We start from the raw sequence: 19,014 nt of genomic DNA on the forward strand, positions 1-19,014 counted from the left end.
GGAGCGTCCCGCCGTAGCGGGGCGCTCCCACGGACATACCGCATGACCACGCCGTCCTTCATTGCCCGCTGCTGCCGCGCCCTGATCCGTTGGGGCGTGCGCTGGCAGAACTGGCTGGTGGGACTGGCGCTGCTGGCGGCGCTGCTGGTCGGACTTCGGCTATGGCCGCATCGGCCCTTGAGCGCATGGCTGCCATCGTCGACTGCGGTTTATGACGCTCGCGGTCGCCTGCTGCGCCTCACCCTCGCCAGCGATCAACGCTATCGCCTGTGGGTGCCACTCAAGGACGTCTCGCCCGCGCTGGTGGACGGCGTGCTGCTGCACGAGGACCGCTGGTATCGCTGGCATCCCGGCTTCAATCCCTACGGTTTGCTGCGCGGTGCGTGGGTTACGTATGTGAGCCATGGCAACCGGCAAGGTGGTTCGACCATCACCATGCAGCTGGCGCGTTTGCTCTGGCGGCTCAATACGCGCGCTCCCTCGGGCAAGCTGCTGCAAGTGGCGCGTGCGCTGCAACTGGAACTGTTCTATTCGAAGGAGCAGATTCTCGAGGCCTATCTCAACTACGCGCCTTATGGGCGCAATGTCGAAGGCGTAGGCGCCGCGAGCCTGGCCTATTTCGACAAACCGGCCGATGCGCTGAGCCTGCCCGAGGCGCTGACGCTGGCGGTGATTCCGCAGGATCCCAGTCGCCGGCTGCAGGCGGGCGCCGATGCGCCGGACCTCATCAGCCATCGGCTCAGCACGTCCCGCAATCGTCTGTATGCCCGGTGGAAAACGCTGCATCCAGGCGATGCGGCGCTGCAGCCGCTGTTTGCATTGCCGTTGCGGCTGCGTCCGCTCTCCAAGTTACCGTTCGAATCGCCCCATGCGGTCGATCAGGTGCTCGCAGCGCGCAAGCTCATGGCCGCCGACAGCGACAGCCGCGTCACCACCACGCTCGATCTCGATCTGCAGCATGTACTGGAACGGCAAGTGGACCGCTATGTCGAACGCAACGGCGGTCGCGGCATCCGCAATGTGTCGGCCGTGCTGGTGGACACGCGCGATATGGGCGTGAAGGCACTGGTCGGTTCGGCGGACTACGCCAATGCGGAGATCCAGGGGCAGGTGAACGGCACGCTCGCCAAGCGCTCGCCCGGCTCGACCTTGAAGCCTTTCATTTACGCGCTGGGTTTCGACCAGGGCGTATTGCATCCGCAGACCGTGCTGCGGGATGTGCCGACCGCGTTTGGCCCGTATGCACCGGAGAATTTCGACGGCCATTTCCTGGGTCCCGTCACGGCGACCGAAGCGCTCGTACGCAGCCGCAATATTCCCGCCGTGTGGGTGGCCTCGCAGCTCCAGCAACCGTCGTTCTACCAGTTCCTGCACGATGCAGGCATCAGTCGTCTTGCCAGCGAAAAACACTACGGACTCGCGCTGGTGCTCGGCGGCGGCGAAGTCACCATGCAGGAACTGGCGGGGCTCTACGCCATGCTCGCCAATCGCGGGGAGCTGCGTCCGCTTCGTCTGTTGGCCAGCGATCCGCCCAGCAACGGCACGCGCCTGTTGAGCGAAGAAGCCAGCTTCATGGTGATGGACATGTTGCGCCAGAACCCGCGCCCCGACGAAACCACCGGCGCGCAGCCCGATCGCTTGCCCGTGTACTGGAAAACCGGCACCTCGTGGGGCTTTCGTGATGCATGGACGGCGGGCAGTTTCGGGCCGTACGTGCTCATCGTCTGGATCGGCAACTTCGATGGCAGTAGCAACCCGGCCTTCGTGGGCGTGGATGCGGCGGCGCCGTTGTTCTTCCAGATGGAGGACGCTTTGCGCGCCGCCCAGCCGCAGCTCACCGAGCCCGTGCGGCATATGCCTGCGCACCTGCGCCGCGTGGAGATCTGTCTGGCCAGCGGCGACCTGCCTAACCAGTGGTGCCCGCAGCGCGGCATGACCTGGTTCATTCCCGGCAAGTCGCCGATCCGCGTGAGTCAGGTGCATCGCCCGGTGGTCATCGATGACGACACCGGCAAGCCGGCCTGTCCGCCGTATGCCGGCAAGCGCACGCACGTGGAGGTCTACGAATTCTGGCCGTCCGAACTGCAGCGCGTGTTCGTGCAGGCGGGCATTCCGCGGCGTACGCCGCCGCGCAACGACAGCTGCGTGCTCAGCGGCGTGGACGGCGAACCGCCGTCGATCACCTCGCCGCTGCGCGGCAGCATCTACGCGATGCGGCTGAAGTCGAGCGGCCAGGATCGCGTGGCCTTCAGCGCCAATGCCGATGCATCGGTGCGCGAGATGTACTGGTTCGTCAACGATGCCTATGTGGGGCGCAGTGCCCCCGGCGAGTCGATGTTCTGGCTACCTGCCAGCGCAGGCAACTACGAGGTGCGCGTGGTCGATGACCGCGGCCGCAGCGACGTCAGGCCCCTGGGCGTCAACGTGGTCGACTGAACGTCCCTGCCAGGCGTCATGCTCGGATGAAGCACGGGGGCTGCGCTATGCTGGATAGCCTGATCCGAGACAAGCACACGCCCATCGCATGACTTCGTCACCGGCCGCCTCCTATTACCGCGCCACGGCCACCCCGTATGCGCCATACGCTCCCTTGCAGGGCAAGACCGATGCGCGCGTCGCCATCATCGGTGGAGGCTTTGCCGGCTTGCACACGGCGCTTGGTCTGGCCGAGCGCGGCGTACGCGATGTGATTCTGCTTGAGCGGGAGAAGGTGGGTTTCGGTGCCTCGGGGCGCAACGGCGGTTTCGTTTTCGGCGGCTACTCGCTGGGCGAGCAATCGCTGCTCGATCAGCGCGGACAGGATGCTGCCCTTGCCTTGTTCCGCCTCACCACCGAAGCGGTAGAGCGCATCCGTCACCGTGCATCGCATTACCGCATTCCCTGCGACGTGGTGGACGAAGGCGTGATCTGGGCCAACTGGTTCCGCGATCCGGCCGTGCTGCGCCAGCGGCAGGAACTGCTGGCGCGCCAGTATGGCGTGTCGTGGGAATGGCTGCCGCAGCACGAGCTGCGTGCTCGCGTGCACTCTACGCGTTACTACGATGGCCTGTACGAACGCGACGCCCTGCATCTGCATCCGCTGAACTTCGCCATTGGCCTCGCTGGCGCCGCAACCGCGCAAGGCGTGCGTGTGCATGAAGACACCGATGTGTGGCAGCTGCGTCGCGACGGTTTGCGCTGGCGCATCGAAACGGCGCAGGGTTCGGTGCACGCCGATCAGGTGGTGTTGGCGTGCGGCGGTTATCTGGCCGGTCTGCGCCGGCAGGTCGATCGCGCCATCCTGCCCATTGCCACGTACGTGATGGTGACCGAACCGCTGGGCGACCGGCTCAAGGATTGCCTGGAAACGCGTTCGGCCGTCTACGATTCGCGCTTCGCCTTCGACTACTACCGACCGTTGGCCGATAGCCGCTTGTTGTGGGGTGGTCGCATCTCGGTGCGCGATCGTTCGCCGGGCGCCGTGCAAAAGCTGTTGATGCGCGATCTGCTGCGCGTATTCCCGCAATTGAAGGGCGTGCGGGTGGACTACGCATGGTCGGGCCTGATGAGCTACGCGCGCCACCAGATGCCGCAGATCGGCAGCAGCGGCGATGGACTGTGGTGGGCGCAGGCGTTTGGCGGTCACGGTCTGGCACCCACGTGCGCGGCAGGCGACCTGCTGGCGTCCGCGCTGGCCGAGGGCGACGACCGCTGGAAGCAGTTCGCGCCCTACGGCCTGGAGCGCACTTATCGACCGTTCGGTTACCTGGGCGCACAGGCCAGCTACTGGTGGCAGCAAAGCAAAGACTGGTTCAAGACGAGGTTGGAAGGATGAGCGCAACACAAGCAAACACGGTGGATGAGATCAGCTGGGCCGATTTCGAGAAGGTGCTGATCGTGACGGGCACCATCACGCGCGTCGAAGCGTTTCCCGAAGCGCGCAAGCCGGCCTGGAAGGTGTGGGCGGATTTCGGCCCGTACGGCGAGAAGAAAACCAGCGCGCAGGTCGTGAATCTCTATCGCGCCGAGGATCTGCTCGGTCGCCAGATCGTCGGCGTGATCAATTTTCCAGAAAAGCAGATCGGTCCGTTCCGCTCGCAGTTCCTGCTCACCGGTTTCCATACCGATGACGGCGTGGTGCTCACTGCCGTCGAACGTCCGGTGCCGAACGGCACGCGCCTGGCCTGATCAACCGGCCTGCAACGCCGGTTGCAGCTGCGGGCGGCGGCCGATCATCAAGGCCAGTCCCGCGGCGATCAGGCCGGTGACGCCGGCCACCACGAACGGCTGCAGGTAGTCGCCGCTCTGGGTGCGCAGCGCGCCGGCAAAGAAGGCCGCGCTGGCCGCGCCGATCTGATGGCCCGCCGCGACCCAGCCAAATACCACGGGTGCATCACGATCGCCGAATGCTTCGGTGGCGAGACGCAACGTGGGTGGCACCGTGGCGATCCAGTCCAGACCGTAGAACATGCCGAACAACGACAGGCTGGCAAACGAGAAATCGGAGTAGGGCAGCCAGATCAGCGAGAGCCCGCGCAAGCCGTAGTAGACGAACAACAGCTTGCGCGGATCGTAGCGATCGGTCAGCCAGCCCGACAGCGTGGTGCCGATCAGGTCGAACGCGCCCATCATGGCCAGCAGGCCCGCTGCGCGCACTTCCGGAATGCCGTGGTCGCCGCACATCGCAATGAAGTGCGTGCCGATCAGGCCGTTGGTGGTGAAGCCGCAGATGAAGAAGGTGGCGAACAGGAACCAGAACGTGCGCTGCTTGGCCGCCGTGGCCAGGCTGCCCAGCGCGATGGCCAGCAGGTTGCGGCGCGGCGCCGTATCGACCTCGTCTTCCGTTGCGCCATAGGGGCGCAGGCCGATATCGGCGGGCCGTTCGGGCAGCAGCCACCAGGCGAGCGGAATCAACAGGGCACAGCCTGCGGCAACAGTCCACACCACCGGACGCCAACCGCCATGTTCGGCGATGGCGGCCAGCGCCGGCAGGAACGCCAGGGTGCCGGTGGCAGTACTCGCCGTGAGCAGTCCCATCATCAGGCCGCGATGGGTGACGAACCAGCGATTCACCACCGTGGCGCCCAGCACGATGGCCACGCAACCCGAGCCGATTCCGGAGAACAGTCCCCAGGTCAGCATCAGGTGCCAGGGCTGCGTCATCCAGGCGCTGGCGGAGATCGACACGGTCATCAGGACCAGGGCACCCACCAGCGTGCGGCGCACGCCCACGGCCTGCATAAGCGCCGCGGCGAAGGGGCCGACCATGCCGTAGAGGAAGATGCCCAAGGCAGCGGAGAGGGAAATGGTGTCCCGGCTCCAGCCAAACGCCTTGCCCAGGGGAAGGATCAGCACGCCGGGAGCAGCGCGGACGCCGGCAGCCGCCAGCAGGGCAAGAAAAATCACGCCGGCCACGACGAAGGCGTACTTCTGGCCGAAAGGACGGATGCGCGGTATAGTCATGTTACCGATCGGTACGTTGGATGCGTGAATCGTACGTACCGATCGGTAACATTGTCAACCCATACCAGCCATGCCGAGCAAACGCCCCCCATCCCCGCCCATTGAACCGATGGCCGAAGAGAAGCCCAAGGCGGCCGAGCGCATTCGTCGCACGGCGCGGGAGCTGTTCTATCGCGAGGGCATCCGCGCCATCGGGGTGGAGGAGATCGTCACGCGTGCCGGTGTCACCAAGCCGAGTCTTTATCGAAGCTACGCGTCGAAGGACGAACTGGCGGCCGAATACCTGCGCGACTACGAAGTGGGCTTCTGGGCGGCGTTCAATGCAGGTGCCGACATCCATCCGGATGATGCTCGCGCGCAATTGATGGCGTACTTCGAAGGATTGTCACAGCGAGCCTCGCAAGCGGGCTATCGAGGCTGCGGCTTGACCAATGCGGTGGTGGAATATCCCGGCGACGATCACCCGGCCCGGAAAGTCGCCGAGGAAAACAAGCGCAAGTTGCGCGCACGGCTGGTCGAGCTGTCGACGGCGATGGGTGCGAAGCATCCCGCCTTGCTCGCCGATGGCCTGCTGTTGCTGCTCGAAGGCACCTATGCCTCCGGTCAGTTGTTCGGCGCGCACGGGCCGGCGGGGTCACTGGTCAAGATCGCCAACCAGCTGATCGACGCGTCGCTGGCGTAAGCGTCAGCGGCTTTGCCGGCTGTCCAGCCAGATGCCGAGGCCTTGTGCATTGAGTTCGACGTCCATGCCGAGTATCTCGAGCAGCGCTGCGCGATTGCCGTTCCAGCCATGGGCGTGCGCACGCGACAGATAGAGATCCGCCAGCGCGACTTTCATCGCCTCATGGCGTTGCTCCGCGTTCGCTGAATTGTCCTGCGCGGATTGCGCGAGGGACACCATCGCATCGATCTGCTCATGCAGATCGTCCGCGAGTCTGGCCACCTGTTCGACGCGGTCGTAATGCGTGAGATACATCGCCGCGGGTTTCAACGCGACCAGCCGCCGAATCGAGGCATGCAATGCATCGGGATCGAATTGCACCGGCGATGTCGTCGGCAAGATGAAGGCACCGCCAGCCGTATCGAATTCGCGATACGACAAACCGAACGTATCGCCCGTAAAGCACACCTTCGCGCGCTCGTCGTAGACGCACAGGTGATGCCGTGCATGACCCGGTGTATCCAGGCAAAGCAAGGGTCGCCCCGCGAGCTGCACGACATGGCCGTCAGGCGCCTCGACTACGCGTCCGGCAGCGATGGGCCGCAGGCGGCCATAGGTGGTATCCATCACCTCCTCGCCGTACACGGCCGAGGCACCCGCCCACAATTGACTGGGATCGATCATGTGCCGCGCGCCGCGCGGATGCACCACCAGACGCGCATTCGGCAACTGCGCCATCAGCTCGCCGGCACCGCCGGCATGATCCAGGTGAACGTGCGTGAGGATCAGCCAATCGACGTCGCTGGCTGCAAGACCCGTAGCACCGAGCGCTTCGAGCATGCGCGGCACGGCGTAGTTCGTGCCGCAATCGATAAAGGCTGCACGACCGTTCTCCACCAGCAAATAAGCCGCATCGAAGCGGGGACGAACGAAGCCGGTATCGATCGTGTAAATGCAGTGGTCCATTGCCAACCTCGCGCTGCGGAATCAGGCGAGGTTAGCAAGGCCAGCGCGAGGGTTCACTCCCACCTTGGTCGGACGGCGCGATTTATTACGGCGCCGAATCGACCAACACCAGCTCGGCATCGTCGAGCGCTTTGACGGTGAGCTTCGTCTCGTTGCGAATCGCTGCGCCGTCGCGCGCGTCGAGTTTCACGCCATTGACTTCGACGCTGCCCTTGGCGGGCACCAGATACGCATAGCGGCTGGCATCGAGGTCATACACGGCTGTCTCGCCGGCCTTCAGCGTGGCGCCCAGCACGCGCGCATCGGTGCGCAGGGGCAGGGCATCGGTGTCTTCCTTGAAGCCGCTGGCGAGCGTGACGAAACGGCCGGTGCGGTCGCCGATCGGAAACGGCTTGGTACCCCAGGAGGGCGCCTTGCCGTGCTGGTCGGGAATGATCCAGATCTGGAAGATCTGCGTCGCGCCCGATTCCAGGTTGTACTCCGCATGGGTGATGCCCGAGCCCGCGCTCATCACCTGCACGTCGCCCGCCACGGTGCGTCCCTTGTTGCCGAGGTTGTCCTGGTGCGTGATGGCGCCTTCGCGAACGTACGTGATGATTTCCATGTCCGCGTGCGGATGCGGCGGAAAGCCCGTCTGCGGCGCGATGGTGTCATCGTTCCACACGCGCAGCGCACCCCAGCCCATGCGGGACTGATCGTGGTAACTGGCGAAGGAGAAATGATGCTTGGCGTCGAGCCAGCCGTGGTTGGCTCCGCCCAGGCTATCGAAAGGTCGACGGTCGATCATGCTGCACTCCTGATAGTGGGTAGCGCCCTTGAGCGCCTTCCCACAAGATAAGTCGCAACCGTGTAGTTACCAGTCGCGGCAAACCGAACGGACTGTTGCCTGAAACACACGTATTCGCTGATGAGACTGCCTGACATCGCGTAGGCTGTTCGCGACGGAGGGTCCCAAGGCCCATTGGCAGGGCCGCGAAAAAAGTCTTCCCAGACTCTTCACAAATGGCCTCTTTCTGGCTATGATTTCCTACTCAGATGCGGGAATAGCTCAGTTGGTAGAGCACGACCTTGCCAAGGTCGGGGTCGCGAGTTCGAGTCTCGTTTCCCGCTCCAGTGTTCCGCAAAACCTCGGCATTCCGGGGTTTTGTTTTTTCAAGCGGATGGTGACCCTTTCAGGTTACGATCCGTGCGCAATGGCCTGGTGGCAGAGTGGTCATGCAGCGGCCTGCAAAGCCGTGTACGCCGGTTCGATTCCGACCCAGGCCTCCATTGCGATCCGAATCAAACCCGCCTCACGGCGGGTTTTTCTTTGCATGCGCCACTGCGAGCGCCCGTCGCACGCATGCTAGGATGCGCATCCTTCCGTATCGGCCCGGATGGCGAAACTGGTAGACGCAAGGGACTTAAAATCCCTCACCCGCAAGGGTATGACGGTTCGATTCCGTCTCCGGGCACCATTCGCTCGACACTCGTCGCCCATGGGGCGCATTCGGGGGATGTCATGAGTGGCAGCAGATTTCTTGGACTCTTCGAGCAGCGCGTTGCGGCGGAGCTGCCGGAGGGTTTTGTCGTGGGCAGCTGCGAGAGCGATGGCGGCATCGCGCAGGGCGCGCTGATCCATGGAGTGTCCCGGCGTGTCGGCGAACAGCACTGGTCGGACGATTCTGGCCACGTGATGACGGTGACGGTCGAAGATTTCGATCTCGATGCGATAGGGCTGAGGAACTGGTCAACGGGTGTCGAATAGTCTCGTCAGGCTTCCGGCGGTGTTGTGCGTAAGGTAGTTCTGGCCGCCTAAGTAGGAAGTCTCTGTCGGTATATTCTTATTTTGCTTCAGGTACTTGCATTAGGCCATGGGGCGGCCTATGTTCGGTCCCACACACCCAAGGAGGGCGACTGGTGATCAAAGTTGTTTTGATTGACGATCACGAGCTGGTGCGTACAGGGTTCAGGATGATCCTGCAGCAGCAGCCGGATATTCAGATCAGCGGCGAGGCAGGAACCGCCGAAGAAGGGCTAAGGCTTATCCGCGCCAAGGCGCCAGATATTGCCCTGGTGGATGTCCATATGCCGGGCATGAGCGGTATCGAACTGACTGAGCGCGTGTCGCGCTCCAAGCTCCCCACGCACATCATCATTGTCACTGTGGTTGACGACGCGCGCTTCCCCAAGCGTTTGCTCGATGCGGGTGCGCTTGGCTATCTGACCAAGGGCTGCACGTCGGAAGAGTTGCTCGATGCGGTGCGTCAGGTCGCCTCGGGTCGGCGTTATCTGGCCCCGGCGGTGGCACAGCAGCTTGCGTTGGCCACGCTGGATGGCGAGGGATCGCCGTTCGACGCCTTGTCCAGCCGCGAACTCGAAGTAGCCATGATGCTGGTGCGTGGCAAGGCGCTCACGATGATCGGCGAACAGCTCAATCTTAGCCCCAAGACCGTCTCTACCTACAAGCAGCGCTTGATGGAAAAGCTGCAGGTGGATCATGTGATCAGCCTGGCGCATCTGATGACCATCCACGGACTGCTGGACACGCACAACAACCAGGTGGGCAACAATCAAGTCGGCGCCTGATACACCGCTTCGCTGAGCACAAAAAAAGCCGGACGGATGTCCGGCTTTTTTTTGTGTGCGGATGGCGCTTCCTCAACCGTGCGAGGAAGCGTCCTTCTTCACTTCGTCGGTGCCTTCCTCGCCAGCTGCATGCGGCGGGTTCGACTCGACGGCTTGCTGTTGCGACAGGCCGGCATGCGCCAGCAGGTCACCCTGGCTTGGCGAGGCAACCAGCGTTGCTTCCTGCTCAGCCGGAGCTTCCGCCTTCACGGCCACCTCGTTCTCGGCAACGGCGGTCGCGGCAGGCTCCGCAGCGGGGGGCTGTTCGACGACCGGCTCGATCTTCGGCGACACGTCGAGGTGTGCGCGGAAATCGATGGTGGTGCCCACATCGTTGTGCACGGTCTCGGTGGCCACGGGGGCAACTTCCGGCGCATGCGTCGTGCTTGCTGACATATCGGTAGTGGGCGTTTCCGTCACGGCTTCGCTGATGATCGCCGGAGCGATCGCGGCCACGCGTTCCTCGTGCACCACGGGCGCACTGAACGTTTCGATGGCGGCGTGCGTTTCAACCTGCACGTGCCCGATCGCGTTCTCCGCAGCGTCTTCCATCGGCGGAATCGGCGGCAGGGTGGGGAGATTGAACGAGGTCGGCGCCACAGCGCTGAGCACCTGCTCGGGAGCCTGGCTCGGCGTCACCGGTGCGACAGCGGCAGCGTCATCGTTCGGCTTGCTCACGGCGACATCGGCGGATGCCTCAGCCGTTTCGACGCGAACCGCATGCGTCACGGTCGTCACTGCTGCGGTGACCGCGGCGGCGGTGGCAATCGGAGCAGGCGAGGCTGCGGGCGTCGGTGCGGCCGGCTTGGCTGCTTCCGTCCGGTCTTCGTCGTCCAGATCATCGAAATGCTGATCGTCGGCGGATTCCTGGCTCTGCGCGCCGGCCTGCGTACCGTCTTCATGGCGACGACGGCGACGGCCACCGCGACGACCGCGGCGGCGGCGCGACTGGCCGCCCTCGACTTCCGCCGCGCCTGCCACGGCCGGAGCCGTATCGGTGGCGATGGCTTCGCCGGTGGCCGCTTCGAGCGGGGCAACGACGTTCTTGATCAGCTCCGCTTCGGGCGCAACGACGGCCGCGGGGCGTTCGGCCTGCGGATGGCTTGCTGCGAGCGGCGCGGCTGTCACGGCGGCAGCCTGTGCCTGCGGGTTCTGCTGCTGGCCCTGACGCGGCTGGCGCGGCTGTTGTTCCTGACGCGGTTGCTGCTGCTTGCGTTCGCCCTGAGCCTGCGGCTGAGCGTCCTTCGGCGGCTGCGGCTGGCGTTCCTGCTTGGGCTGCTGCGGCTGACGCGGTTGCTGCTGACGATTGCCCTTGGCCTGCTGCTGGCCCTTCTGGCCCTGCTGCGGCTGTTCGCGACGCTGCTGCTGGCGGTTGCCCTGCTGCTGGCCGCCCTGGGACGGACGACCGCGCTCGTCGCGGCGGTTGGCGTTGCGGTTGGAGGTGGCCGGCTCGGCTTTCGCCGGAGCGGGAGCTGCCGGAGCCGCGCTGGAGCGGAACCAGCCTAGCAGGCGGGAGATGACGCCGCCCGCCGGTGCCGGGGCGGCAGCGGGCTGGCGAGCCGCGGGTGCCTGCGGTGCCGGTTCGGCGGCGGTTTCTTCGCGCACAGGCGCCGGCGACGACGGCACGATGCCGCTGACCGCGGGCTGCTCGCTGCTGCCCAGGGCCTGGCCCATCTTGGGCACGGCGGAGGCTTCGACGGCGGTGAGGCGCTCATAGCTGGGCTTGCTGTGCTCGCCCATGTCCGCTTCGCGGATGCGCTGGATTTCGATGTGCGGCGTCTCGAGCTTGTCGTCGGCCACGATCACCACGTGCACCTTGTTGCGCAGCTCGATCTCGACCACGCTGGCGCGCTTCTCGTTGAGCATGAAGTTGGCCACGGTCGGCGGGGCCTGCACCAGCACCTGGCCGGTGTTGTCCTTCATCGCGTGTTCTTCGATCAGGCGCAGCGTGGACAGCGCGAGCGACTCGACGCCGCGGATATGGCCATGGCCTTCGCAGCGCGGGCAGACGATCTGGGTGGCTTCGCCGAGCGACGGACGCAGGCGCTGGCGCGACATCTCCAGCAGGCCGAAGCGCGAGATGCGGCCGATCTGCACACGGGCGCGGTCCAGCTTCAGGGCGTCCTTGAGACGCTCTTCCACTTCGCGCTGGTGCTTGGGGCTGTCCATGTCGATGAAGTCGATCACGATCAGGCCGCCGGCATCGCGGATGCGCAGCTGGCGGGCGATTTCCACCGCCGCTTCCAGGTTGGTGTTGAACGCGGTTTCTTCGATGTCGCTGCCCTTGGTGGCCTTCGACGAGTTGATGTCGATGGCGGTGAGGGCTTCGGTCTGGTCGACCACGATCGAGCCGCCGGAGGGCAGCCGGACCTGGCGGTCGAACACGCTCTGGATCTGCGTTTCGATCTGGTAGCGCGAGAACAGCGGGGTGTCGTCGCGGTACATCTTGAGCTTGCGCAGGGCGTTGGGCATCACCTGCTGCATGAACTCGCGCGCGTCGTTGTACAGCGATTCCTCGTCGATGAGGATCTCGCCGATGTCGCTGCGCAGGTAGTCGCGCAGGGCGCGGATGAACAGCTTGGATTCCTGGTAGATCAGGAACGGGGCCTTCTGCGCCTGGGCGGCGCCGGAAATGGCCTTCCACAGCTGCAGCAGGTAGTCCAGGTCCCACTGCAGTTCTTCGGCGTCGCGGCCCAGGCCGGCGGTGCGCACGATCAGGCCGACGTCGTCAGGGACGTTCAGATGCTCCAGCGCTTCCTTCAGCGCCTGGCGGTCTTCGCCCTCGATGCGACGCGACACGCCACCCGCTTTGGGGTTGTTCGGCATCAGCACCATGTAGCGGCCGGCCAGGCTGATGAAGGTGGTCAGCGCGGCACCCTTGTTGCCACGCTCTTCCTTCTCCACCTGCACGACGACTTCGTGACCTTCCTTGATGAGGTCGCGAATGTTCGCCTTGTTGGGGTCCAGGCCCGGCGTGAAGTACTCGCGGGCGACTTCCTTCAGGGGCAGGAAGCCGTGGCGTTCGGCGCCGTAGTCGACGAAGCAGGCTTCCAGGGACGGCTCCACGCGGGTGATACGGCCCTTGTAGATGTTGGCCTTTTTCTGCTCGCGGGAGGGGATTTCGATATCGAGATCGTAAAGGTTCTGACCATCGACGATGGCCACACGCAACTCTTCACGCTGAGTTGCGTTGATCAACATACGTTTCATTGTAATTTTTCCTCGGCTTGCCGCGCGTCGCGTGCCTCGGTGGCGCCAGTCACTTCGGCGGCCTGCCGGGGATCGCGCCGCTGCGGTTAAGCGGCAAATGACGGCATCGTTCTCGGTGCCGGGATGATTCTTAGGCTCGCGTCCGCCGCCCCGGATTCCCTTGGAAACCGGACAACGACAACCCAAACCGTTACGATGTAAGGGAGCAGCAACCGGCTGCCAGAGAGGCGACCGGCGCTATCCTCGCCGACGTCACGGGGTGGGAGTCCCGCCCCCATCCGAACTTCGGCGGGGCAAGACCAAACGCCGCCCGAGTATCCTATTTCGGCAGGTTTTATTCAATGCAGACGGTAACTTCCCCCGACGCACCTCACGGTGTGCGTCAAGTCGAGATCGGCCCCGAGCGGGACGGTCAGCGCATCGACAATGCGCTCATGACGCTGCTCAAGGGGGTTCCAAAGAGCATGATTTATCGGATTCTTCGTACCGGACAGGTCCGCGTGAACGGCAAGCGGGCCAAGCCCGATACGCGTCTCGCGGCCGGCGATATGCTGCGTATTCCACCGGTCCGGGTGGCCGAAAAGGTTGAGACGAAGGGTCCGTCGGCGGGCATGGTCTCAGCCATCACTGATTCGATCATCTTCGAAGACAAGCACTTCCTGGCCATCGACAAGGCCACCGGCATCGCCAGCCATGGCGGCAGCGGGGTGAGCCATGGGGCCATCGAATTGCTGCGTGCGGCGCGCCCGAACGAGCATATCGAGCTGGTGCACCGGCTCGATCGCGATACCAGCGGCGTGCTGGTGTTCGCCAAGACCCGTGCCGGTTTGACCGGGCTGCAGGCAGCCATCCGCGATGGTTCCGTGGTCAAGCAGTACCTCTGCCTGATGGTCGGCCACCCGAACAAGGCCAAGTTCAGCGTGAATGCGCCGCTGCTCAAATCCGTACTGCAGGGCGGCGAGCGGATGGTGCGGGTGTCCGATAACGGCAAGCCTTCGCTGACCTTCTTCCAGGAGATGGAGCAGTACCCGGGCGGCCGCCTGATGCAGGCGACGCTGGGTACGGGCCGTACGCATCAGATTCGTGTGCATGCCGCGCATATCGGTCATCCGCTGGCGGGCGATCCGAAGTACGGCGACAAGGAGATCAACAAGGGCATGAAGGAGCTGGGCCTCAATCGCCTGTTCCTGCACGCTTCGCACATGAGTTTTGAGCTGGACGGTCGTTCCTACAGCTTTTCGGCGCCGATGCCCGACGATCTGAAGGATTTTCTCGACGTTCTGGCGGTGAAGGGCAACAAGATCCGCCGTCTACTGGAAAAAGCGCGCGCTCACCTCGAGCGAACGCAACAGATGGCCGGTAAGCCCACTTTCCACCAGTAACGCGCTGGCGGCATGGGCTAGGGCAATCGGCACCAGCCGAGGCGAGCGCATGAAACGCCAGGCCCACCACAGCTCGGCCGCCACGCACAGCTGCATCAGGGCGCCATTGGGCGTGTGCAGCAGGCCGAACAGGCCCGCCGTCACCAGCAGGATGGCGGGCCGGGGCAGCCCGGTCCGCTCCAGGCGTCCCATTACCAGGGCGAGCATGGCCCACTGTTGCAGCAGGGCCCAGCCGAGATAGCCCAGGATATGGCGGACATCCAGGTGAAGCAGCTGATGGCCATCGGCCCAGGTCAACGCGGCGGCCACGGGTAGCGGCACCAGGAGGTAGATCCATTCCGACCAGCTTCGCCCCCACCAACCCCATTCGACCGGCCGTCGGCGCCATTCGCTCTGGCCCCCGTAGACCAGCGCCGCCAGAAAGGCGGCAATGCCGGGGAACGAAGGGTCCGGTCCCCAGCGCAATCCGGCAATCAGCCACAGCGGGCCGAACGCGATCGCTGCGACTTCCGTCCATGGCCGCACCACGCCCGGACGTTGCCGGATCGCCAGCCAGATCAGCCAGGCCAGATAGAGCGCACATACACCGGCATCGAGCCAGGTCGGCATATGGCTGCTGGCGTGGGCGGGCAGCGCTTGCCCGGACGGGAGGATGATCGCGGCCGGCCAGTAGTGGCGCACCCGGTCCCGCCACAGGAGCATGGATTCCGACGATGCGTCCTCCGGCAGGCGAACCACGGGCGTCCGGTAGCGTTCCAGTTGCTGGGGTTGGGGCGTCCAGCTACTCGACGATTCGGAGCCGAGCAGGCGAATGTCGGCGACCTGCCGATCGATGGTCGGCGGCAGGAGACTGGGATCGAGCGATGTCAACGCTGCCGAATGCACGGCCAGCGTGGCGCCCGCCGGTATCGCCAGCCGCAGCCGCAACATATAGGCCACCACGTCCGGCGCCTCGCAGGGCGCGCCGTCGACGGTGCGCCAGGTCAGATTCCGCACATCGATGGAGAGCTGTGCCGTGGTGGTCGACACGGCGGCCGCATGCTCGGCGGAACAGGCCGCCGCCGATTCGAGGGGCTGATAACTCAGGCCGAGCGCACCTTCGCGGCTGCTCCGCAGGTCGAGGCGAAGCAGCGGCCAGTGCATGAGGTCGACCGGACCCGCCAAGGGCAGGCCGATTTCAAACGGCGTGCCGTCGCGGCTGGTGATGAGCAGGCCATTCGGCTTCACCTTCATATCGGCCGCGCCGAAGACGCGGCTGGCGACCAGATCGGAGGGGCGGCGCAGCGGCCATTGCCACAGCGGGCCGTCGCCGCGCAGCGTCGCGACATTCTGGCTGGCCTGATGGATCAGCTGGCCGCGCGTGATCCAGCCGGACAGCGCGGCCATGCACCACAACAACACCGCCACCGCCGCGAGGAAACCCGCTACGGGCAGCAGGCGAAAGGTGGCGCGTGGTGCGCTCAACGCTCGAGCAGGACGTCGACGCGCGCGGCGCAGATGATGTCGTTCATCGACAGGCCGCCCACATCGTGGGTGGACCACAACAGCTGGCAATGGCCGTAGCCGGCTTCCAGATCGGGGTGGTGGTCCTCTTGATTGGCCATGAAGCCAACCGCATTGATGAAGCCGAGCGTGTGGTGAAAGTCGGGGAACTTGAAATCCTTGACGATGGCCTTGCCGTCGTCGGTGACTTTCCAGCCCGGCAGTACGGCGAGCAGTTCCTTGAGCTTGGCGGCGTCCAGCGCGTGTTCCTTGCTCTTGCGCGGCGTGCAGTGCTGGCTGGCGAGTTGGCTGAGGTTCATGGCGAATCGTCCGTGCTGAGAGAAAGGTGCGAAGCGTCGAAGCTACGCCAGCAAAAGTCAAAGCCGGGCAGGCGGCGCAAAATAGGACTAAAATGGTGCTGTATTCCCGGCCACGCCGGTGTTTCAGCTGGAGTAGACATGATCGACATTTCAGAACGCGCGCAACGGCACTTCCTGCGCCTGCTTTCCCAGCAGGGCATCGAGGGCCTGAGCATTCGCCTGCGCGTGACCTCGCCGGGTACGCCGGCGGCCAATTGCGAACTGGAGTTTGCCGAGCCCGATGAGTTGACCGGGCAGGAGTGGACCATCGTCTGCGATGGTTTCGACTTCAACGTGGAAGGTGACAGTGCACCCTGGCTGGAGGGTGCAAGCATCGATTTCGAACCGAACGCGACCGGCGGCCAGCTCAATATCCGTGCGCCGCGCATCAAGGGCGAGATTCCGGGCGAACAAGCCGGCCTGATCGAACGCGTACGCTACGTGCTCGAAGCCGAAGTGAATCCGATGATCGCCTCGCATGGCGGCCGCGTGACCCTGCTGGAAGTGAACGCGAACGGCGTGGTGATCCTGCAGTTCGGCGGCGGTTGCCATGGCTGCGGCATGGTCGATGTGACGCTCAAGCACGGTATAGAAAAGACCCTGCGCGAACGCGTGCCGGAAATCACCGAGGTGCGCGATGCCACCGATCACAGTGGCGGCAGCAATCCGTACTACAGCAAGAAGGAAGGCCAGTCCGCGCTGGGCTGATCAACAGCCGTCTGGACGTCCAAAAGAAAAGGCCCGCATGATGCGGGCCTTTCTGTTTTCCGGCGATGAGGCTTACTTGTCGCCCTGGATATGGCCCTTCAGCGTATCGAGCTTGCTCGGCAGGCTGGAGAAGTAGGCGGCGACGTCCTGGATGTCCTGGTCGGACAACTGCGCCACGAAGCCCTTCATGATGGCGTTGTCGCGCTGGCCGGTCTTGTACTCGTTGAGGGCCTGCTGCATGTACATGTTGTACTGGCCGGCCAGGCGCGGGTACTGCGGATCGATCGAGTTGCCGTCGGCGCCGTGGCAGGCGAAGCACGCCGCGGCCTTCTGCTTGCCGTTCTCGATATTGCCGGCGGCCAGCAGCTGGGTGGAAGCGAACGCCAGGACGGCGCCGAAGGAAAGCAGGGTGAGTGCACGATGCATGCGTTCGGGTCCTTGGCTTACTTGGCGAGGCTGGACAGGTAGGCGGCAATGTCCTGAATGTCCTGGTCGGACAGACTCTGCGCCTGGGCCATCATGGTCGGATGCTTGCGATCGCCGGCTTTGTATTCGTGCAGCGCAGTGACGATGTATTGCTCGTTCTGGCCGGCGATGCGCGGCACCGGATAGTTCGGGTACGCATTGGCGTAACCGGGTACACCATGGCAGCCATTGCACGTATAGATCAGCTTGCGTCCGGCAGCCTTGTCACCCTCGGCATGCACGCTGGCGGTGGCGAAAAAAGCTGCGGCCACGGTCAGGCCAAGCAGTTGCAGTCGAGTCATCAGCATCGTCCCCACGATTCCGGCTGGTACATGGTGAAAGTCCCGGAAGTATAGTCGTAGCGTTCACGAACGGACAACATGTCGCAAGCCACTGATTCGCATCAGGGCAAGGCATCACAGTAAAGGGGCGGGCGCTTCGGCGAGCCTGCGCTGCGCAACGACTCACGCAAGGGACAAACCATGAAAGAAGTGCTTGGGAAAGCGGGAAATCGCCGCGGATTGCGGATGGCCGCCGCTGTTGCGATGGCCTTGGGCATGGCATGGAACAGCGCGCAGGCGCAGGCCGCACCCCCTGCGGCAGATTACCGCATCGTCGGCTACGTGGCCGACGCGCAACCGCTGCCGCCGGTGAGCGCGCGGAAGCTCGACGTCATCAACTATGCGTTTGCGCGGGTCGATGCCAAGGGAGAGGTGCAGTTTCCAAGCCCCGTCGCCGGACAGACGCTGGCGACCCTCACGGGGCTGCGCAAGATCAATCCCGACCTCAAGGTCGTCGTCTCCATCGGTGGCTGGGGGGCGGACTATTTCTCCGACGTGGCGTTGACTGCCCAGACGCGTCAGCGCATGGCCGACGACGTGGCCGCGTTCATCGAAAAGTACGATGTGGATGGTGTGGATATCGATTGGGAATATCCCACGCTGGCCGGTCCCGGCATCAGCCACCGCCCCGAGGACAAACGCAATTTCAGCCTCTTGCTGGAGACGTTGCGCGCCCGCCTGGACAAGCTGGGCGCGGCCCATCACGGCCGCCACTACCTGGTGACCATCGCCGCGGCCGACGGCGAATTCGTGGCGGGCATCGAGCTTGAGCGTGCGTCGCGCTCGCTCGACTGGATCAACCTGATGACGTACGACTTCCACAACAGCCTCACCCCGACCACGGGGCATCATGCGGGTCTGCATCTGTCCGATGTCGCGCCTGCCGATGATCGTGCGGGCGACAAGGCGGTGGCGCAGTTCCTTGCGGCGGGCGTGCCGGCGAAGAAGCTCAATCTCGGCGCGGCGTTCTACGGGCGCGAGTTCAGCGGAGTGGATCCGGCGCACGACGGCTTGCAGCAGAAGTATGCGAAGTACGCGGGCAGTCCGTCATGGCGGGAGCTGGTGGCGAGCTACATCGACAAGAACGGCTATGTGCGGCATTGGGATGCGAAGGCGCAGGCGCCGTATCTGTGGAATGCGAAGACGCGCACATTCGTGACCTATGAAGATCCGCAGTCGCTGCGGGCGAAAGCGGCGTTCGTCAAGGCGAAGGGATTGGGTGGGGTGATGTATTGGGAGCAGAGCCTGGACCCCAACGAGGAACTGTTGGGCGTGCTCGATGAGGCACTGGGTCATCATTGAGCGTTTTTAGTGTGGGAGCGCACCCTGTGCGCGACAAACCAACGGAGCGATACATTGCAGCGTTGCAGTCGCGCACAGGGTGCGCTCCC

Annotated in this window: 17 protein-coding genes and 3 tRNA genes; 12 read left to right on the forward strand and 8 right to left on the reverse strand. The window is 64.5% G+C overall.

Annotated features, from left to right (window positions below):
• The first annotated feature begins 42 nt into the window (after nt 1–42).
• The 3 genes from pbpC (at nt 43) to ISP20_RS11710 (ending at nt 4,167) form a co-directional block, all read left to right on the forward strand.
• Nucleotides 43–2,436 carry a penicillin-binding protein 1C gene (gene pbpC, locus ISP20_RS11700; protein WP_204636281.1) on the forward strand — a complete coding sequence of 798 codons (2,394 nt, stop codon included), beginning with the start codon at nt 43–45 and terminating at the stop codon, nt 2,434–2,436.
• 88 nt (nt 2,437–2,524) lie between these two features.
• Complete coding sequence (locus tag ISP20_RS11705) at nt 2,525–3,814, forward strand: NAD(P)/FAD-dependent oxidoreductase (protein ID WP_204636282.1); 1,290 nt, start codon at nt 2,525–2,527, stop codon at nt 3,812–3,814.
• Nucleotides 3,811–4,167 carry a tRNA-binding protein gene (locus ISP20_RS11710; RefSeq protein WP_239535733.1) on the forward strand — a complete coding sequence of 119 codons (357 nt, stop codon included), beginning with the start codon at nt 3,811–3,813 and terminating at the stop codon, nt 4,165–4,167. The genes ISP20_RS11705 and ISP20_RS11710 overlap by 4 nt, the downstream gene beginning before the upstream one ends.
• Here ISP20_RS11710 and ISP20_RS11715 read toward each other — a convergent pair whose 3' ends face one another.
• Nucleotides 4,168–5,442 (reverse strand): MFS transporter, encoded by a 1,275-nt coding sequence (locus tag ISP20_RS11715; RefSeq protein ID WP_204636283.1) that lies wholly within the window; start codon nt 5,440–5,442, stop codon nt 4,168–4,170.
• A gap of 109 nt (nt 5,443–5,551) precedes the next feature.
• Between ISP20_RS11715 and ISP20_RS11720 the strand changes: the two genes are divergently transcribed.
• A complete protein-coding gene (locus ISP20_RS11720; protein WP_239535735.1) occupies nt 5,552–6,124 on the forward strand; it encodes a TetR/AcrR family transcriptional regulator in 573 nt (190 codons plus the stop codon).
• Nucleotides 6,125–6,127: 3 nt separating this feature from the next.
• On the opposite strand, the gene ISP20_RS11725 is transcribed toward ISP20_RS11720, so the two are convergent.
• Both ISP20_RS11725 and ISP20_RS11730 read right to left on the reverse strand, forming a co-directional pair.
• On the reverse strand, nt 6,128–7,069 hold the full coding sequence (locus tag ISP20_RS11725; RefSeq protein WP_204636285.1) for an MBL fold metallo-hydrolase: 942 nt from the start codon (nt 7,067–7,069) through the stop codon (nt 6,128–6,130).
• Between the two features lie 85 nt (nt 7,070–7,154).
• Nucleotides 7,155–7,856, reverse strand: a complete 702-nt coding sequence (locus ISP20_RS11730; protein WP_204636286.1) for a pirin family protein — start codon at nt 7,854–7,856, stop codon at nt 7,155–7,157.
• A gap of 250 nt (nt 7,857–8,106) precedes the next feature.
• On the opposite strand from ISP20_RS11730, the gene ISP20_RS11735 reads away from it, so the two are divergent.
• From ISP20_RS11735 to ISP20_RS11755, 5 genes are all read left to right on the forward strand, one after another.
• Nucleotides 8,107–8,182: transfer RNA gene (locus ISP20_RS11735), tRNA-Gly, on the forward strand.
• 82 nt (nt 8,183–8,264) lie between these two features.
• Nucleotides 8,265–8,338: transfer RNA gene (locus tag ISP20_RS11740), tRNA-Cys, on the forward strand.
• A gap of 101 nt (nt 8,339–8,439) precedes the next feature.
• Nucleotides 8,440–8,526: transfer RNA gene (locus ISP20_RS11745), tRNA-Leu, on the forward strand.
• 44 nt (nt 8,527–8,570) lie between these two features.
• The gene (locus tag ISP20_RS11750; protein ID WP_204636287.1) at nt 8,571–8,816 is read left to right on the forward strand and encodes a hypothetical protein; all 246 of its coding nucleotides are present in this window, start codon (nt 8,571–8,573) and stop codon (nt 8,814–8,816) included.
• A gap of 152 nt (nt 8,817–8,968) precedes the next feature.
• Nucleotides 8,969–9,637 (forward strand): response regulator, encoded by a 669-nt coding sequence (locus ISP20_RS11755; protein ID WP_204636288.1) that lies wholly within the window; start codon nt 8,969–8,971, stop codon nt 9,635–9,637.
• Between the two features lie 72 nt (nt 9,638–9,709).
• Here the strand turns inward: ISP20_RS11755 and ISP20_RS11760 are convergent, their stop codons facing one another.
• A complete protein-coding gene (locus ISP20_RS11760; protein ID WP_204636289.1) occupies nt 9,710–12,886 on the reverse strand; it encodes an Rne/Rng family ribonuclease in 3,177 nt (1,058 codons plus the stop codon).
• Between the two features lie 341 nt (nt 12,887–13,227).
• On the opposite strand from ISP20_RS11760, the gene ISP20_RS11765 reads away from it, so the two are divergent.
• Nucleotides 13,228–14,268 (forward strand): RluA family pseudouridine synthase, encoded by a 1,041-nt coding sequence (locus ISP20_RS11765; RefSeq protein WP_204636290.1) that lies wholly within the window; start codon nt 13,228–13,230, stop codon nt 14,266–14,268.
• Here ISP20_RS11765 and ISP20_RS11770 read toward each other — a convergent pair.
• Together ISP20_RS11770 and ISP20_RS11775 are read right to left on the reverse strand one after the other, a co-directional pair.
• Nucleotides 14,197–15,732, reverse strand: a complete 1,536-nt coding sequence (locus ISP20_RS11770; protein ID WP_204636291.1) for a CPBP family glutamic-type intramembrane protease — start codon at nt 15,730–15,732, stop codon at nt 14,197–14,199. The two genes, ISP20_RS11765 and ISP20_RS11770, sit on opposite strands and share 72 nt — an antisense overlap.
• Nucleotides 15,729–16,070, reverse strand: coding sequence for a 4a-hydroxytetrahydrobiopterin dehydratase (locus ISP20_RS11775; RefSeq protein WP_204636292.1), 342 nt, complete (start codon nt 16,068–16,070; stop codon nt 15,729–15,731). The genes ISP20_RS11770 and ISP20_RS11775 overlap by 4 nt, the downstream gene beginning before the upstream one ends.
• Nucleotides 16,071–16,208: 138 nt before the next feature.
• On the opposite strand from ISP20_RS11775, the gene ISP20_RS11780 reads away from it, so the two are divergent.
• Complete coding sequence (locus ISP20_RS11780) at nt 16,209–16,817, forward strand: NfuA family Fe-S biogenesis protein (RefSeq protein WP_204636293.1); 609 nt, start codon at nt 16,209–16,211, stop codon at nt 16,815–16,817.
• A gap of 72 nt (nt 16,818–16,889) precedes the next feature.
• Here ISP20_RS11780 and ISP20_RS11785 read toward each other — a convergent pair whose 3' ends face one another.
• Both ISP20_RS11785 and ISP20_RS11790 read right to left on the reverse strand, forming a co-directional pair.
• The gene (locus ISP20_RS11785) at nt 16,890–17,243 is read right to left on the reverse strand and encodes a c-type cytochrome (protein WP_204636294.1); all 354 of its coding nucleotides are present in this window, start codon (nt 17,241–17,243) and stop codon (nt 16,890–16,892) included.
• A gap of 17 nt (nt 17,244–17,260) precedes the next feature.
• Nucleotides 17,261–17,584 carry a c-type cytochrome gene (locus tag ISP20_RS11790; RefSeq protein WP_204636295.1) on the reverse strand — a complete coding sequence of 108 codons (324 nt, stop codon included), beginning with the start codon at nt 17,582–17,584 and terminating at the stop codon, nt 17,261–17,263.
• 225 nt (nt 17,585–17,809) lie between these two features.
• Here ISP20_RS11790 and ISP20_RS11795 point away from each other — a divergent pair, with 225 nt between their 5' ends.
• Entirely contained in the window at nt 17,810–18,925 is a 1,116-nt protein-coding gene (locus ISP20_RS11795; protein ID WP_204636296.1) for a glycoside hydrolase family 18 protein, read from the forward strand.
• The last annotated feature ends 89 nt before the right edge of the window (nt 18,926–19,014 follow it).

The organism is Dyella kyungheensis (assembly GCF_016905005.1).
Taxonomy (GTDB): Bacteria; Pseudomonadota; Gammaproteobacteria; order Xanthomonadales; family Rhodanobacteraceae; genus Dyella; species Dyella kyungheensis.